At 60.9% G+C, this 15,935-nt stretch carries 12 protein-coding genes and 1 pseudogene; 8 read left to right on the top strand and 5 right to left on the bottom strand.

What is annotated here, in order from left to right:
- Positions 1 to 62 precede the first annotated feature (62 nt).
- Together HW466_RS04500 and HW466_RS04495 are read right to left on the bottom strand one after the other, a co-directional pair.
- Positions 63 to 1,340 carry an MFS transporter gene (locus HW466_RS04500; protein ID WP_151002948.1) on the bottom strand — a complete coding sequence of 426 codons (1,278 nt, stop codon included), beginning with the start codon at positions 1,338 to 1,340 and terminating at the stop codon, positions 63 to 65.
- 423 nt (positions 1,341 to 1,763) lie between these two features.
- Positions 1,764 to 2,306: pseudogene (locus HW466_RS04495) on the bottom strand (recombinase family protein); the annotation flags it as partial.
- A gap of 341 nt (positions 2,307 to 2,647) precedes the next feature.
- Here HW466_RS04495 and HW466_RS04490 point away from each other — a divergent pair.
- Both HW466_RS04490 and HW466_RS04485 read left to right on the top strand, forming a co-directional pair.
- A complete protein-coding gene (locus HW466_RS04490) occupies positions 2,648 to 3,538 on the top strand; it encodes a LysR family transcriptional regulator (RefSeq protein WP_059773215.1) in 891 nt (296 codons plus the stop codon).
- A gap of 270 nt (positions 3,539 to 3,808) precedes the next feature.
- Complete coding sequence (locus HW466_RS04485; protein WP_151002946.1) at positions 3,809 to 4,072, top strand: hypothetical protein; 264 nt, start codon at positions 3,809 to 3,811, stop codon at positions 4,070 to 4,072.
- Positions 4,073 to 4,161: 89 nt separating this feature from the next.
- Here the strand turns inward: HW466_RS04485 and HW466_RS04480 are convergent, their stop codons facing one another.
- Complete coding sequence (locus HW466_RS04480; RefSeq protein WP_059847569.1) at positions 4,162 to 5,031, bottom strand: alpha/beta hydrolase family protein; 870 nt, start codon at positions 5,029 to 5,031, stop codon at positions 4,162 to 4,164.
- Positions 5,032 to 6,150: 1,119 nt separating this feature from the next.
- Between HW466_RS04480 and HW466_RS04475 the strand changes: the two genes are divergently transcribed.
- Positions 6,151 to 7,962 (top strand): ATP-binding protein, encoded by a 1,812-nt coding sequence (locus HW466_RS04475; RefSeq protein WP_151002944.1) that lies wholly within the window; start codon positions 6,151 to 6,153, stop codon positions 7,960 to 7,962.
- Positions 7,963 to 7,973: 11 nt separating this feature from the next.
- Here HW466_RS04475 and HW466_RS04470 read toward each other — a convergent pair whose 3' ends face one another.
- Together HW466_RS04470 and HW466_RS04465 are read right to left on the bottom strand one after the other, a co-directional pair.
- Positions 7,974 to 8,585: a FlhC family transcriptional regulator gene (locus HW466_RS04470; RefSeq protein WP_151002942.1), complete on the bottom strand. Its 612-nt coding sequence runs from the start codon at positions 8,583 to 8,585 to the stop codon at positions 7,974 to 7,976.
- A complete protein-coding gene (locus HW466_RS04465) occupies positions 8,582 to 8,905 on the bottom strand; it encodes a flagellar transcriptional regulator FlhD (RefSeq protein WP_151002940.1) in 324 nt (107 codons plus the stop codon). Before HW466_RS04465 ends, HW466_RS04470 begins: the two co-directional genes overlap by 4 nt.
- A 386-nt stretch (positions 8,906 to 9,291) precedes the next feature.
- Between HW466_RS04465 and HW466_RS04460 the strand changes: the two genes are divergently transcribed.
- The 5 genes from HW466_RS04460 to HW466_RS04440 all read left to right on the top strand — a co-directional run bounded on the left by HW466_RS04460 (position 9,292) and on the right by HW466_RS04440 (position 15,925).
- Positions 9,292 to 9,933, top strand: coding sequence for a response regulator (locus tag HW466_RS04460; RefSeq protein WP_151002938.1), 642 nt, complete (start codon positions 9,292 to 9,294; stop codon positions 9,931 to 9,933).
- A gap of 385 nt (positions 9,934 to 10,318) precedes the next feature.
- Entirely contained in the window at positions 10,319 to 11,890 is a 1,572-nt protein-coding gene (locus tag HW466_RS04455; protein ID WP_170296598.1) for a PucR family transcriptional regulator, read from the top strand.
- A 235-nt stretch (positions 11,891 to 12,125) separates the two neighbouring features.
- Entirely contained in the window at positions 12,126 to 13,217 is a 1,092-nt protein-coding gene (locus HW466_RS04450) for a DUF917 domain-containing protein (RefSeq protein ID WP_151002934.1), read from the top strand.
- Entirely contained in the window at positions 13,214 to 14,794 is a 1,581-nt protein-coding gene (locus HW466_RS04445) for a hydantoinase/oxoprolinase N-terminal domain-containing protein (protein WP_151002976.1), read from the top strand. The genes HW466_RS04450 and HW466_RS04445 overlap by 4 nt, the downstream gene beginning before the upstream one ends.
- Positions 14,795 to 14,806: 12 nt before the next feature.
- Positions 14,807 to 15,925 carry an extracellular solute-binding protein gene (locus HW466_RS04440; RefSeq protein ID WP_151002932.1) on the top strand — a complete coding sequence of 373 codons (1,119 nt, stop codon included), beginning with the start codon at positions 14,807 to 14,809 and terminating at the stop codon, positions 15,923 to 15,925.
- Positions 15,926 to 15,935: the final 10 nt, after the last annotated feature.

Here is a 15,935-nt window from a genome sequence, read left to right as displayed (position 1 = left end):
CAATTCCGATCGCCAGATGAAACGAAGGCAACGCGGCCGGCGCGTGGAAGACGCTCGCGAGGTCAAAGCGAACGACCCCGTGATTCAGGCAGCGCGATCGTGCCGGCGACGGCGATGAGGCCCGAGGCGAACATGTACCATGCAGGCATCATCGCGTTTCCGGTGATATTGATCAGCCAGGTGACCACGAATTGAGCGGATCCGCCGAATACCGAGACGCTGAGCGCGTAGGCGACCGACAATCCTGTTGCGCGTATGCGCTGCGGCAGCATTTCGGGTATGCCGATAATGACTGCGGATCCGCTCATCGAGGAAAGCATCGTCAGCAAACCCGTCGAAGCGAGCAGAGATCCGAGCGATGGCGCTTCGGTCATCCATAGAAACGTCGGTACGGCGAGCAACGAAGCGATCAGGCGCGGCCAAAGCATGACGGGTTTGCGTCCCCATCGGTCCGTCATCCATCCGCCCAGCACGCTGAATACCAGCGTGAAAAGACCGTTGACGATCGTTGCGCTCATCGCGACAGCGGGAGACAGCTTCAACGAGGAAATTGCGAATGTGGTCATGAAATTGATCACGTAGGTCGCGATCGTGCCGCCGAGGATGGCCAACATGCTGAGCACGATGATGTTGCGGTGCTGCTTGAGCGCTGCGAGTCCGGCTTCGTTTGCAACGTGCGCGTCACGCGGCAGCGATTCCGGAAGATACCGGCGCAGAAACAGCCCGATCGGCAAGAGCAGCAAACCTGCGGCGAACGGCAATCGCCATCCCCATGCCTGGGTTTGTTCCGGCGTCAGGCACAGGATCACCGCCAACCCGATGACTCCGGCAATGAGTACTGCCATGCCCTGGCTCGCGAGTTGCCAACTGGTGTAGAGTCCCCGGTGCGTCGGCGGGGAGATCTCGATCAGATAGGCCGTGGATGGACCGACCTCGCCGCCAAGGGCGAGGCCCTGCACGAGTCGGCACGCAACCACGATGACCGGAGCGGCCATGCCGATGGACGAGTAGGCCGGCGTGAGTGCAAGACCCAGCGTGCCGATGGATATCAGTCCGATCGTCAGTAGCATCGCCGGCTTGCGTCCCGCACGGTCGGCGAACGCGCCGATGAGAACACCGCCCAACGGGCGGGCAAGAAAGCCGACGCCGAATACCGCGACGGACAACAACAGGCTTGCCGACGGCGTCGACGCCGGGAAAAAGGTCTTGCCGATATAAATCGCGAAGAACGCGTAGGTGACGAAGTCGTAGAACTCCATCGCGTTGCCGGCGACCGTGGCCACGACGAGTTTCTTGCTGACTCGACGTGCGAACTGCGGGGACGATACGGAATGGGCCATGGTGACTGTCTTGAATCGGATCAGGTCGGCGTGGTATGCCGCGAACGCAGGTGTACGGCGCGTAACCGGCTAAATGGACGTCGTGAAGAGGAGCGGCGGTCGGCTGCCTTTGCGCTTGCTCGCCATCGTATTGGTGTAGGCCCTGTCGGGTCACGTGATCGCAGCGACACACGACGGGGAGCCGCATATTGACGCGGCTCCGCATTCAAGGCGTGTCCGAACGGCGACGCCCGCGACCGATATGCCGGACAACGGCAATTCTGTCTTGCGTCGCAGGCCTTTTGCCCGTGTGTACCCAGATGACTCAATGTTTTCCGCTTTCATGATCGCTTGCTTGCAGATTGGGCACTCGTAAAAGGGTGCGCCACAGTCTGCACGATTCGCATTGCCCGGCAGCGCCGTTGCACCGCGTATGTCGCGCGTGGCTTTAAGCATGCGCTGCAGCGTTCGCTGATGAATCTTGAATCGCCGTGCGACGGCGGCTTCCGACTGATGCGTCAACATCGCCCGTGCCTGCTCGAGTTTTTCTGCGTCAAGTATTGCTCGTCGCCCCGGCCGTTTGCCGCGCATGCGTGCCGCGGCGAGACCTGCCCGGGTTCGTTCACTGATCAATGATCGCTCGAACTCGGCGAGGGCGGCGATCAGGTGAAACGTGAATCGGCCTGCCGACGATTGCGTATCGATTGCTTCGGTCAGCGAGACGACACGCACACCGGCCAGGTTCAATTCACCGATGACTGAAACGAGGTGGCTGAGCGAGCGCCCGAGACGATCGAGCTTCCAGACGGTGAGCGTATCGCCGGGGCGCAGCGCCGCCAATGCATGTTGCAGCCCCGGGCGGTCGGTTCGGGCGCCGGAAATGCCGCGGTCAGAGAAAATCTGGTCGCAACCAGACTGCTGAAGCGCGTTCAACTGCAGGTCGAGATGTTGTTCGTCCGTCGATACCCGGGCGTAACCTACTTTCATTTCGATATCCTGAATATTGTCCGTTCGATACCGAGCAGAGTTCACGACCGAGTACCCCGCTAGTTCGGATTCCGCTTCTCGCTTGACGTCGTCGCCGGAGAATCCGGTATCGATCGCGAATGGCCGTTTCACGAACATCATGAAACGGACAGGACCTGTTTCGGCAATGAGCGTCAACCGTCATCGCAAGATCCACGGCGTACTCGAGCTCTGTCCCCAAGGATGATGCGTCGTGGTCTCCGTGTATTTCCCGAGGGCAGGGCAAGCTTACGGTGAGGCAAAATTGACGTCCAATGCATTGTTTTGCGAAATATGATGAGTTTGAGTTATGGTGGACCGTCATGACGCTCACCCAATTGAGGCACGTGATCCTGCTCGCTGAACTGAGTTCGTTCAGCCGTGCCGCCGATGCCGCTTTTTTGACCCAGCCCGCGCTGAGCCGCAGCATTCGCGCACTCGAAGAGGAGCTGGGCGGTGCGTTGTTCGATCGCATCGGTCATCGGGTCGAGGTGACGCCGCTCGGGCAACTCGTCCTCGAGCAGGCGCGCGTGATTTGCGCCAATGCGGATGCGTTGACCGACTCCGCGGCCCAGATGATCGAGGGGTCGCTGGGGCGTCTGTCGATCGGCATGGGGCCCGGGCCGGGCGCTATCCTCATGACGCCACTGCTGCTATACGTTGCGAAACATCAGCCGAATTTGAAGCTGCAGATCATGCGAACGGAACCGGAGCAACTGCTGAAGGCTTTGCGCGAACGTTCGCTCGACATTCTGATCGCGGATTCGCGAGCGATTCCCGCGGATCACGATCTCACCGTCGAGCCCATCGGCATCATGAGAGGGGCGATCATGTGTCGTCCGGGGCATCCGATCCTGAAAGGCAATCTGCCCGCGACCTTGACCGACCTCAAGCGCTACCAGATCGCCAGCACGATCGTGCCCGAAGCGACGCGGCGTGCGTTGATGGAACGATTCGGTCCGGATGGCCACCCGGACCGGTTGTTCAATCTGCAATGCGGGGAGCTGGGCAATCTGCTCGAATTGGCGCGTTTGAGCGATACCATCGTCATTGGCGTGCGTCATGCGGCACCGGGGCTGGCGGAAATTCCCACTCAGCCGGCGTTGAATATCGACGCGCATTTTTCGTGGGTCTCGCTGAAGGGGCGCACATTGCCCATGGCGTCCAAGATCATTCGCCCATTCATTGACGACCGGTTGCGCGACCCCGATTGACTGGTCTGCCGATGTTATGGACGCCGCGCCGGCAATTGTCCGATCGGGATCGCGGGGGCGTGGTCTGAGGTCGATTTCCCGGTCCGTTCTTCGGTTGTTCCATTGTTCGAGCGTCTCTCTGTTTCGTGATGGGTGTCATTGCGCCGGCCTGCATCGCATGTGGCGCCCAGCAGCGAGAATCGATCATTCGACTTGGAGAGTCACTAGACGAGATGGATAACGGAACGTGAATCGTTTATCCCGGTGCGATAGCCGCGTCCGTTGCCGGCCTTGACGTTTCAGTCCGGGCGCGAGACCGGTGAGCAGTTACCGGATGTGGCGGAGCGCGTCATCGACGAGTTGTACGGCAGCCGCCCGCAAGCGCGCGATTCGATGTCGGCGGCGGATCGGACGGTTCGATTCGTGATGCCGCATTCGCTGGCGGGAGCGTTGTTTCCTGGCTGGTGGATCGAGCAACATATCGAATCACACGGCATCCGTTGCATGCGAATCGGACACGATCGACCGGTGCCGGTGGCTGGCTGCGATAAGTGACTGGCGCCCACTCTATTCGCCGGACACGATGGCCGGTAAGCTTTGGAAGCCCGAGCGCGGATGCTGCGATGTCGCCCGCGTCGCTAGCGTCACTCGAGCCCGGTCAGCATCGTTTCCCAGATCCCGAGGTATACCGGATTGCTTGCTCCCTCGCCGTGCCCCGGGTTTTTTCCATCAGGACGACGAACGGGTTCGCTCAGCGAGAATTGATGCGATACCGGTATACCCATCGCTCGATATGACGCCGCAATCGCCGACGCGAACCTTTCGTCAGCATGGTAGGTTCCGTACCAGCGGTCCGGCGGCGTTGCACTCGGCGCGGAATACCACGACGCAATATCGTTGTCGGAGCGCATGTCCCAACCGCCCGAGAAATCGATCACCCCGCGGATCGGGATACGTTTCGCGATGTAGGCCGCCATTCCCCCGCCTTGCGATTGCCCGGACAGCACGATCGCGCGCCAGTTCAACCGTTCGCCCGCGAGATACTGCTCCCAGTGTTCGCCAGCATTGCGCGCGGCAAGATATCGAATCAGGGCAGTCAAGCGATGAACGATGGCATCTTGCGGCGCATCGTCGATTCGCGACGTCGTGTCGTCACCGAATGCGCGCTTCTGGCGTACGTGCTCCGCGCAGGACGGGTCATCTGCCAGAACGCGCTTGGTGCAGACCTGCGCGATCGCTGGTGTATCGATGTACGACAGAATGATCACCCGATAGCCGTGGGCGAGCGCTGCCCCGATGAATGCCTGTTCGGTCTCCGCCGTTTTAGGCGTCTTCCCGCCGGTTCCGGGAATAAAGACCAGAAGCGGCCCCGGTGCGTTTCCACGCTGCGAATAGACGATATGCGGCTGGATACCGGCGGTAATTGTACTGTCGGTGGCTGTTGGCCGAACGTCCTGCCGATCGATGGCCGCCGAAGCGCAAGGTGCGACACAGACGGCGAGCATGGCTGCCAGAGCCGTTCCGATTCGCTTCTGCCATGGACTCCGAAGTTCTTTCCGCACTGTCCTATCCCTCCTGAAGGTCTCGACTTGGCGGCGCAAGAGGCCGCTGAGCCGGTAGAACTGGATGGTGACTGCCACGTGATGTTGACTTCGGAAAAATGCAAACGTGCCATTCAAGTTGGCTATTGAAATATGGTCCATCGATTTCCAGCGCGCAGTCTTTCCATTGCACGAGTCAACGGTCCGGCCCTCGTGCGTGCAAGGCCATAGTGAACCCGAGCGACCGCTTGCCCGGCCGCGGATAGTCGACGCGGCAAAAAAAGAACCACCGAACCCGGGGGAAGGTTCGGTGGTTCACGGACACACACCACATGGACATGCAACGATGGGGGATCATTGCAAGGACAAGCATACCTCTCGGATCGCAGGCCGACTGTCATGAATTGTCACGTTCGGCTTTCATTATCCATCGACGTGTCCGACGGCCTTGAAGGCTGTCTGGAAACCGAGAGTGTCCCGCCCTTGTCGTCCGCGAACCGCAGGAGCTTTTGGATATTCATGTTTTTCGATGCACACTGATGTTAGGCCGGTTCACTGAGTCTTCTCTCACATTCGTTGTCCATACGAACGTTCGAATATCCAGACAAATTTCGGATCGCATGAAATGTCGTGCTCGACAGTGTGTTCTCGAGCAATAGAAAGAATGTGAGGTGAATAAGATACGGTTGCGAATCGGATCCGAGTTGGAAGTATAAGTATGAGCAATAGACGAAGCGATGCAAGGTACTGTCCGAACCCGGCATGTCACCACTTGCTGGACCCGAGAACGATGGAACCGTGTCCCAGATGTCGCCGTGTTGATCCGATCGGGAATGTGGCGTGGCGGCGACGCAATATCCTGATCGTTGTCAATATAACTTGGATCGCAGTACTGGCTATCGTCGTTGCGTTTTTCTTGTACGCCGATGTGATTTAGTGTACTGGAACGCAGCGCCGGGGATCAGTCGGGTTGCGCGAACCATACTGATCGCAGGGCTGAACTGGCGCGAGCCGTCGGGCAAGGCGTGTTGATCGACGCTGTTCGTGGAAGCGATGCATGGAATCCGGCATGAAGGGAACGGAGCGCATCAAATGGAGACGCATCCACAGAATCAGATCGCTGCGGAGCAAGTGAGGATCGTCTATAGCACTGTGACGTTGAGTGTGTCCGGCGGAACGCTCCTTGCCGCCACGCTCGCGATTTCGCTGAGTCGACTGGGACACCTCGACCCGTTTGCCGGCCCCGCGTGGGTTGCGTACATCGTTGGCTGTTCCGTCGTCCATGCGATTTTGGCCTGGCGTTATTTCCGCTCGACGATGAAGGCACGTCTTCGATCACGATGGGCGATGGCCTTCACTGCATGTAGTGCCGCGGCTGGCATTGGCTGGGGCTGGTCGTCGATCAAGCTCGCGAGCGGAGGCGGTTTCGAGGTCGAGAGTCTTGCCGTGACCGCCACACTCGGCGTCGTCGCTGGCGCGGTGCCGGTCTTTGGCACCTATTTTCCCGCGTTTCTTGCATTCCTGTTGCCGGCCACCGTTCCGTATGTCCTTGTCGCTGCGTTTTCGGTCAATCAGGTCCAGCAGGCGACCACTCCGATGATGTTCCTGTTCATCTGTGTCATCGCCTACCTCGGATTGCTTGCCAACCGAAGTGCGACCCAAAACATCCGCTTGCGCTTCCAGGCCGAGCAGCTTGCGACCGATTTGCGTGCGCGCAACGAAACCGCGAAGCAGCTTGCGAACGATTTGCTGCGCCAGAAGCACATCGCTGAAGAAGCGAATCTGGCCAAATCGCGCTTTCTTGCAGCGGCGAGTCACGATCTGCGTCAACCGTCCCACGCGCTGAGTCTGCTGGTCGGCGCGCTGCGCGGTGCGACGACCGCGTCCGAAAAGGAGCGAATTCTCCTTCGGATCGAGCAGTCGACAGATACACTGAACATGCTTTTCGGTGCTCTGCTCGATGTCTCACGACTCGATGCTGGAGTAATCGAGGTGCACAGGCGGCCGTTCCGGCTCGATCCGTTGCTTGCGCACGTATGCAACGACCATGCACTGGACGCATCGGAAAAAAATCTCCGGCTATCGCGCGTGCCATGCCGAGCGATCGTCGATACCGACCCGGTGCTACTCGAACGTGTCGTGCGCAATCTCGTGTCGAACGCAATACGCTACACGGATTCGGGCAGGGTAGTCGTTGGCTGTCGCCGTCGAGGAGCACGCATCGCGATACAAGTATGGGACACCGGTCGGGGTATTCCACACGATCAGCTTGACCTGATATTTCAGGAGTATTACCAGATCGACAATCCCGAGCGTGATCGCGGTAAAGGCCTCGGATTGGGTCTGGCAATAGTTCGTCGCATGGTCGATCTGATGGAGTGTGGTCTTGCCGTCCGCTCGGAGCCCGGTCGAGGGTCCTGCTTCGAATTGTGGCTGGATCGCTCGAACGAGACACCCCGGCAACCGAGTACGTCCCCCGCAATTTCCCGCGATTTCACTCAGGCTGACGGCTTCGTCGTTATCGTGGATGACGAGCCCGCGATTCGCGAGGGGATGTCAAGACTGCTCGGCATGTGGGGTTACGAGACGATTGCCGCGGAATCCGATGAAGACGCAGTCGAGCAACTATCTGCCTGTTCCAAGCGCCCGGACCTGATCGTTTGCGACTTCCGCCTCCGTGGCACCAACGGCCTGAAAGTCATCGAAAGACTGCGCACCGAATACAACGCGGAAATTCCCGCAATGCTGATCAGTGGTGACACGGGGGCCGAGCGGCTTGCCGAGGCGCATGCCAGTGGTTGCCTGCTATTGCACAAACCGATCCCGAACGGCAAGTTGCGTGCCGCGATCGGCAATCTCATCGCGGCCGGCGTGCGCGCGGAGCCCGGGAGCGACGAATGCTAGCGAAACACACCTTAATCGCTCGCTGAGCGACGCCCGCGTTCGCGTGCAGGCCGGGTTGACCGATCTTGCCCGTCTCCATCAGTTCGCCGGCACACGTCACCAGCGCGTTTGCCCGCACGCGCCGGCAGATGGCATCCAATACAGCGCGGACGATGGCGAACGCCGTGGCAATACGCGATGAATCGGGCGCCGCATTCGACACGCCGAACGGTATCCAATACGCCGCCGTCGACAAAGCGCACCAGCATCCATGCACGCGTCACTGAAAGCACTGGCCCGGATCGGATCATCTCGCAGCAAGTCGTGTACTCGCGGTACGCCTTGACGAGTGCATCGAGTCGGCGGCAACCCGCTTCCTTCAGGAGAAACCGGTAAATCCCGAAGAAGAGAGACGAGTGGAGATTCGCCATCCAGGTCATGTACCAGTCGGTGGAAAACGGCAGCATTCCCTTCGTCGCGAAGTTACCCGTTACTTCACGATACAGGCGAGCAAGCCGATTATGCGTAAGCGCAATCTCCGTCTGAAGCATCGGGAGGCGCGCGCCCAGCCGGATCAGTACGACCGCGTCCATCACCAACTTCGCGTCATCGGCCAATTTCGGCAGCTCGACCTTGCGACTCATGCAGCGTCCTCGGCGTCCGGCCAACTGCTTGCCAGCGTCATGGCGACATGCAGGCGCCCGATGTCGACGGGAGGAGCGGGCCGCGTCAGTGCCCGCACCACATCGTGCGTCTCCGGGCGCGGCACACAAACCAACTGTCCTGACGACGCAAGGTCGATCATATGCTTCATTGATAGCGAGCCCAGCGCGGCGGCCATATCAGCCGTCACACCGAGGCGAAACATGCCTGTCGCACGATCTTCCTGCAGCAGGCGCTGCGCAAGCCACAGATACGACATATTCAATTCGCATACTGCGTCGCCGGCGTCGATAATGGTCACGATTCGCTCCTATTGAATTGAATATCGAGGCAATGGCGTTCGGCCGGTAAACCTGAGGCCGTCGTCGTGGAGTCCATAGGTGACAAGTAGCCGGATCGGTTTCCGCACCGCGCGGCATGTTCGGCGCCTGATGTTGCATTTGCGAAATGGCATGGGCTATCGATATTCCCCGGTTTGGGCACAAGTCGACTCGCATTAGGCACTGACGAGATTCAGTTTTGTCAATTTCCATGAAAATGTAAACGCGACGTTGGGCTAACGAAGAAAGAAGTTGAAATAAGACTGAGGCATTACGACTTTAGCCTCTAAGATTAATAGTGAAGGTCTGAATGGGGCGAAGGTCTTAAGACCTTTCCTTCTATCGGTTATTCGTCTGATCGATTGCAATGAAGATACTCATCGTCGACGATCATCCTGTCCTCAGGGACGGTGTAGCGGCCCTGCTGTGCCAGAACGATGAAGACCTGACTGTCGCTCAGGTCGGCAATGCGGACGAAGCCATGCAAATTCTCGGTCAGGATAGCGAGGTAGACGCTGTCGTGCTTGACCTGAGGATGCCCGGGATGAATGGCCTGGAAGCGATCTCTACGATTGCAGGTATTCGTCCGGAAGTGCAGATTATTGTTCTGTCGACGTCTGAAGACCCGGGCGATGTGCGCGCCGCTTTCGCGCGCGGGGCACTTGGCTATGTTCCGAAATCGGCCGGCCCGCATACGGTGCTGTCTGCGATCAAGATGGTGTTGAATGGCGAGCGCTACGTGCCGCCGCTCGTGCTCGATGAACTGCTTTCGCCGAGTGCCGACGACTCGCGGAATTTGGCGCCGTCCCCCGCCAGTGGCCTGCTCACACAGCGACAGATAGAAGTACTCCGGTATCTCGCCGATGGCGTCCCCAACAAGGTCATCGCGGACAAGCTGGATCTATCCGAGAAGACCGTCAAGGCTCACGTTACGGCCATATTCAGGGCACTGAACGTGCTTAACCGCACGCAGGCAGCGGCTGCTGCGAGAAAGGCCGGTCTCCTGTGAGGCCCGCGCAGTTGCATCTTCGGGACATCGCGGATTCAGGGCGTATCGCTCGGAATTGCATGTAACGGCCTGCTGTTCATTTGACTGCAATCCGCGAATTCGGAACCGGGTCCCGGAAATGCCCCCGCCGGCGCATCCCCCAGTCGTCTTGTTGCACAGTCACTCGTCCGCGCAATCGACCATCCGCATGTCGGTGGCCTCGGGCATCAAGCTCGCTTGCGCCCGCCTGCCCTGAGCCACTCTGGTTCCAGATTCCGGTACCCAACGCCCGGAGAGTCCTCAAACGCCTATTGGCTCGGTATCATGCCGGCACTTCGCGGCGGAGCACCGGTTCTCCAGAAGCCGCAGCAATCCGAACCGGAACAGATGGGGGAACGATATGGGAATGACAGTCGACGAGGCGTCTCGCATCGGCGGGATGAAGGAGGCGCGCCTGATCGCCGGACAGCGCGGCCTGGCGAATGTGGTGAATCATGTGAATGTACTCGAGACGGTCACCGAGCATGAAGAGGACTGGGATATTCGCCGGCATCTGTTTCTGACGACATTGAGTTTTACGGACGGCGATACGAATCGGCAGGTTGCGCTGATCAGGCAATTGAGCCGCGGCGGTTGTGCGGCACTCGTGGTTCAGGTCGGCTTGATCGATCCGTTGCAACCGGCTGTGCTGCGGATGGCGGACGAACTCTCGATGCCGCTGTTTGAGCTCCCGCTCAGCGTGGATTACGCGGAAATCCTGACCCCGCTCGTCTGCGCCGTTCAACGCGAGGACGGTTACGTCGCGCGCGAAGCCGGTGCGATTCAGCAGCAACTGTTGAAGGAGATGTTGAATGGCGGCGGTTTGAATACACTCGTGTCGTTGCTCGCGCGTGTTCTGCGACGCTCGGTCGCCGTGCTGGATGATCGTGGCGTGCTTTATGCATCGTCTGACCAATGGAATGCCGCCGACATCGCCGCCAATCTGCCGGCATCCATCGTCCCGACGAGGCCGGTCGTCCGGAGCGCCGCGTGGATGGTCGCCCTTGGCCGCAGGCCCGATGCGCCGGTTGACGGCTACCTGATCGTGAATGTGCCGGACGGCCTGGAGCCCAGCCCGCTGGAAGTTGCAACGATGGAACAGGCGGCGGCACTTCTGACGATGGAACTGACGAAACAGCGTGTGGCTGACGAAGCCTACGCCGAACCGTTCAGGGAGTGGCTCGTGCAGCTTGCCGCGGGCGATGTTGAGCGGGCGAACGCGCTGGCGTTGGCGAAGTCTCTCGATCTGTCGTCGCTGAGCGTTGCGGTTCTGTTCGAACCGGCGCTGCCATCGATCGATACGTCGACACCGCTCGACGCAAGAGGCCGGGCGATCTGGCGGGCGATCTATGCAATCGAATCGAAGCCGCTCGTGTTCGAGTGGGACGGACGCTTGCTCTGGCTACCATCGATTCCGAGCGGTTCATCGTTCGGCGGTGCGCGGCAGGCGATCGATCTGCTGCTTCGCCGGATATGGGCGGGCCTCGCGGATACCGGCCGCGACAACTGGCGGATCGCGTGCGGCGCACCAGTCGACTCTGCGCAGGATCTGTATCGAAGCGTGCTCGATGCGCAGTCGGTATTGACGCTCGATGCCGCCGCGTTGGCCGACGGCCCGGTCGCGTACGACGATGTTGCGCTCGACGTGTTGTTCCGCCAGGTCGCAGCGCAGCCGGCCGCGCGACGCTGGGTCGACAGCATGGTCGGCGCGCTCGCAAGTCACGACCGGGCGCAGGAAAGCGAACTCGTGCGCACGCTGGAAACATTCTTCGATGCGGGGCAGTCGCATAAACTGGCGGCCCATCGTCTCGGTATTCACCCGAAGACGCTCAAATATCGACTGGACAAGATCGAGCAGATCCTCGGTTCCGTGCCCATCCGGGACGGTGCGCAATTCGCGCTGCACTTCGCGCTGAAGCTGTCTCGCAACGCCGGCTGACTCGGCTGCGCCCCGCAAGTTTGACCGTTATCCCCGAGGGATAAACGATCGGCATCCCGCTGCACATCTTGTCTAGTGACCGTCGTAATTTGGCGCCCGATTCTCGGTTCCACGCTGTCGGATGCACTTTGCATCCAGCGTGGCGATTCAACCGAGAACCAGAGGGGCACTCAAGAAATGGAACGACAAACAGGCGAGCCGAGCAGTCGACGGGGCGCTGCGGCAGGGGGCATGCATGCGGCAGCTTGATGAAGACGCGGTCAGAAACATCGCGCTGGGGGCAGCAGTCCTGGGTACCGGCGGCGGTGGCGATACGGCGATCGGGCTTTACATCGCGCTCGACGAAATTCGCCGCAGCGGCCCGATCGAACTGCTGGACGTGAACGAGGTACCAGCCGGCGCGCTGATTCTGCCGACATCGATGATGGGCGCCCCCTCGGTCTCGATCGAAAAACTCCCGTCCGGGCGCGAGCTGGACATCGTGTTCGACGATATGCAGGCCGCGCTCGGCAAACGGGCGTTCGCGACGATGCCCGTCGAGATCGGCGGCGGCAATTCGCTGGTGCCGCTTATCCTGGCGGCGCGACGCCGGCTGCCAGTCATCGATGCGGATGCAATGGGGCGCGCCTTTCCGGAATATCAGATGGTGTCATTTCATCTGCATGGTCTCGCTGCACGCATCGCCACGTTCGCCGACGAACGTGGCAATCGCGTGACCGTGTATCCGAGCGACGGCGAATGGGGGGAGCGTCTGTGCCGTCCGCTGGTGGACGCAATGGGTGCGAACGCAACCGCGTGCGATTTTCCCCTGACCGGGGAGGAAGTGCGCCGGTGCGCGATACCGGGCACGATCACGCTGGCCGAGGAGATCGGTCGGCTGATTTCGCGGGCAGGAGACCGTCAGGGTGGCAACGTCGCGACCGGTCTGGCCGACGCGCTGAATGGCTACCTGCTGATCGAAGGGAAGATCGTCGACCTGAAGCGTCGCACGACGGGCGGATTTACGCGCGGCTCGATGGAGATCGCGGGCATCGAGCAGGACACCGGGCGCAGCGTGACCGTGAATTTCCAGAACGAGTTTCTGGTCGCGCGGGATGCGCGAGGTGTGCTGGCGACCACGCCCGACCTGATCACGCTCGTCGATCATGAAACCGGACATGCCATTCCCACTGAAACGCTGACGTACGGTATGCGTGTCGCGTTGCTTGCCTGCCCGTGTCACGACCAATGGCGCACCGAGGAGGGCGTCCGGACGACCGGCCCCCGGTACTTCGGCTACGAAGTGGATTACGAGCCGGTCGAATCGATCGCAAGGAGGCGCGCATGACCGCCTATCGAATTGGAATCGACGTCGGCGGCACGAATACGGACGCCGCCATCCTGAATGAAAACCTGACCTGCATCGCGACGGCGAAGGTGCCGACGACCGTCGACGTGTTCGGCGGCGTGCGCGCCGCCATCGAGCAGTTGCTGTCGGAGACCGGCATTGCGAGCGGCGAGATTGGGCTGGCGATGCTGGGCACCACGCATTGCACCAATGCGATCGTCGAGCGCAAGCGGTTGCGGCGGGTCGGGTTGCTTCGGCTGGCCGGCCCATCGTCCGCGTCCGTGCCGCCGCTGGCCAACTGGCCGCGCGATCTCGCGGCGGCCGTCGGTTTGCAATGGCGCATCGTGGGCGGAGGTTACGAATACGACGGCCGTCTCCTCAGCAGGCTCGTCGAGAGCGAGATTCGGAGCACCGTTCGCCAATGGCGCGGCTGCGTCGATGCGATTGCCGTCTGCGGCGTATTTTCCAACATCAATCCCGAACAGGAGCGCCTGGTCGAGCAGTGGGTAGCGGATGAACTCGGCGCGATCCCGGTGACGCTTTCGCACCGGACCGGATCGGTCGGTTTCCTGCCTCGCGAGAACGCGTCGATCCTGAATGCGGCGCTGGGCGACGTGATCGAGGACGTCATCGCCGGGTTCGGCAACGCGCTCAAGGCGACGCGACTCGACCATGCGCGCGCGATGATCGGACAGAATGACGGCACGCTGATGTCGGCCGATGTCGCCCGTGCGTTTCCGGTGCTCACGATCGGATGCGGGCCGACCAATTCGCTGAAGGGCGCGGCGTTTCTGTCGGGGCGCAAGGATGCAATCGTCATCGATGTCGGCGGCACCACGGCGGACATCGGGATGTTGACGAAGGGATTCCCGCGACAGTCCGCGCTCGCTGTCGACATCGGCGGCGTGCGGACCAACTTCAGGATGCCTGACATCATTTCGCTGGGCATCGGCGGCGGCACGGTAATCGGGCGCGGCCCGGACGGTGTACCGGTGATCGGCCCGCAAAGTGTCGGCTATCGCCTGACCAGCGAAGCGATGGTGTTCGGCGGATCGACGCTGACGTTGACCGATGTCGCGTCGGTTCTCGGCACCGGACTTTGCATCGGCGACCGAGTGCCCGACGTGTCAGTCGGCTTCTGCCGCACTGCCTTCAACACGGTGCTGTGGCAACTGGCGAGCGGTGTTGACCGGATCAGGACCAGCGGTGCGCCGCTGCCGGTCATTCTGGTCGGCGGCGGAAGCGCGCTGTTTCCCGACCGCATCGACGGTGCCGACGAAGTTATCCGCCCGGCCAACTTCGGTGCGGCCAACGCAATCGGCGTCGCGATCGGCGATGTCAGCGGCGAGGTCGATCGCATCGTGACGATGCGCGACGACAGCCGCGACGAGACGCTGGCGTCCTTGCGCGACGAAGCGATTCGGGCCGCCGTTCATGCGGGTGCCGATCCGGCCACGGTGGAGATCCTCGAGCAGGAGGATGTGCCGCTTTCCTATCTCCCGGGCAATGCAACGCGAATCCGGTTCAAGGTGGCCGGCCGCCTTGTGTCGTCGGCGAACCCTTCACATCGTCAATAGGTCCAGACAGCCATGCATACTCGATTCAGTCTGAAGGCGAACCTTGCGGCAGTTTCATGCGCGATCACGGCGGCGATCTGCTGCACGACGGCGCACGCCGACGAGGCCAAGGTGCTTCATGTCTACAACTTCTCGGAAAACATCGCGCCGGGCACCGTCGAGAAGTTCGAGAAGGAGACGGGCATCAAGGTGACGTACGACGTCTACGACACCGACGATACGCTGATGACCAAGCTGCTTGCCGGGCGGTCGGACTACGACATCGTCGTGCCGAGCAACAACTACTTCGCGAAGGAAAAGGACGCCGGCCTGTTTGCTCGGCTCGATCCGGCGAAGCTGCCGAACCTGAAGAATCTCGATCCGCAGATCGTCAATCTGATCAAGGTCAACGACCCCAAGGGCGAATATGGCGTGCCGTACGTGTGGGGGATCACGGGGCTCGCCTACAACTTGACCGAGGTCAGGAAGCGCGCGGGTACGGACGCTCCACTGAACAGTTGGGACATGATCTTTGACCCGAAGTGGGCCACCAAGCTGAAGTCGTGCGGAGTCTCGCTGCAGGACAACGGTGGCGAGACCTTCCAGGACGCGTTGTTCGGCGCGAAACTCGATCCCGGTACGCAGGATCCGAAGGATTTCAAGACCGCGCTGGACAAACTCAAGGCGATTCGCCCGTACGTTACGCAGTTCAGTTCGTCCAGCTATATCGCGGATCTCGCAGGCGGAGACGTGTGCGCTGCCGTGGCGTATTCCGGCGACGCGCAAACGGCGAAGCTCCAGGCGAAGGCCGCGGGGCGGAAATTCGATCTGACCTTCGTCATTCCGAAGGAGGGCGCGCCGCTGTGGGTCGACATGTTCGCCATTCCCGTGGGTTCGCCGCACAAGGACAACGCGATGAAGTTCATCGATTTCATGTTGCGTGCGGATGTATCGGCGGCGCAAACCAACGAGATCAAGTATCCGACCTCGGTCAGCGCCGCGCGTCCGCTGATAGATCCGAAGATCATGAATGATCCGGCCATCTTTCCACCACCCGAGGACATGAAGCGGGTGACGCTCGAGAAGCCGCTGCCGATTTCGCTGATGCGTCAGATCAATCGGGACTACCTCGAACTGAAGGCCGGGCGATAGGCAGACGCGA

Origin of the sequence: Burkholderia territorii, from assembly GCF_902833055.1 — a bacterium.
Lineage (GTDB): Bacteria > Pseudomonadota > Gammaproteobacteria > Burkholderiales > Burkholderiaceae > Burkholderia > Burkholderia territorii.
This window is presented reverse-complemented; position numbering and strand designations above follow the sequence as displayed.

Excerpts from the sequence above, each read along its gene's own strand:
- HW466_RS04500 (WP_151002948.1), bottom strand. The coding sequence starts at position 1,340 with ATGGCCCATTCCGTATCGTCCCCGCAGTTCGCACGTCGAGTCAGCAAG.
- HW466_RS04490 (WP_059773215.1), top strand. The coding sequence starts at position 2,648 with ATGACGCTCACCCAATTGAGGCACGTGATCCTGCTCGCTGAACTGAGT.
- HW466_RS04475 (WP_151002944.1), top strand. The coding sequence starts at position 6,151 with ATGGAGACGCATCCACAGAATCAGATCGCTGCGGAGCAAGTGAGGATC.
- HW466_RS04470 (WP_151002942.1), bottom strand. The coding sequence starts at position 8,585 with ATGAGTCGCAAGGTCGAGCTGCCGAAATTGGCCGATGACGCGAAGTTG.
- HW466_RS04460 (WP_151002938.1), top strand. The coding sequence starts at position 9,292 with ATGAAGATACTCATCGTCGACGATCATCCTGTCCTCAGGGACGGTGTA.
- HW466_RS04455 (WP_170296598.1), top strand. The coding sequence starts at position 10,319 with ATGACAGTCGACGAGGCGTCTCGCATCGGCGGGATGAAGGAGGCGCGC.
- HW466_RS04450 (WP_151002934.1), top strand. The coding sequence starts at position 12,126 with ATGCGGCAGCTTGATGAAGACGCGGTCAGAAACATCGCGCTGGGGGCA.
- HW466_RS04445 (WP_151002976.1), top strand. The coding sequence starts at position 13,214 with ATGACCGCCTATCGAATTGGAATCGACGTCGGCGGCACGAATACGGAC.
- HW466_RS04440 (WP_151002932.1), top strand. The coding sequence starts at position 14,807 with ATGCATACTCGATTCAGTCTGAAGGCGAACCTTGCGGCAGTTTCATGC.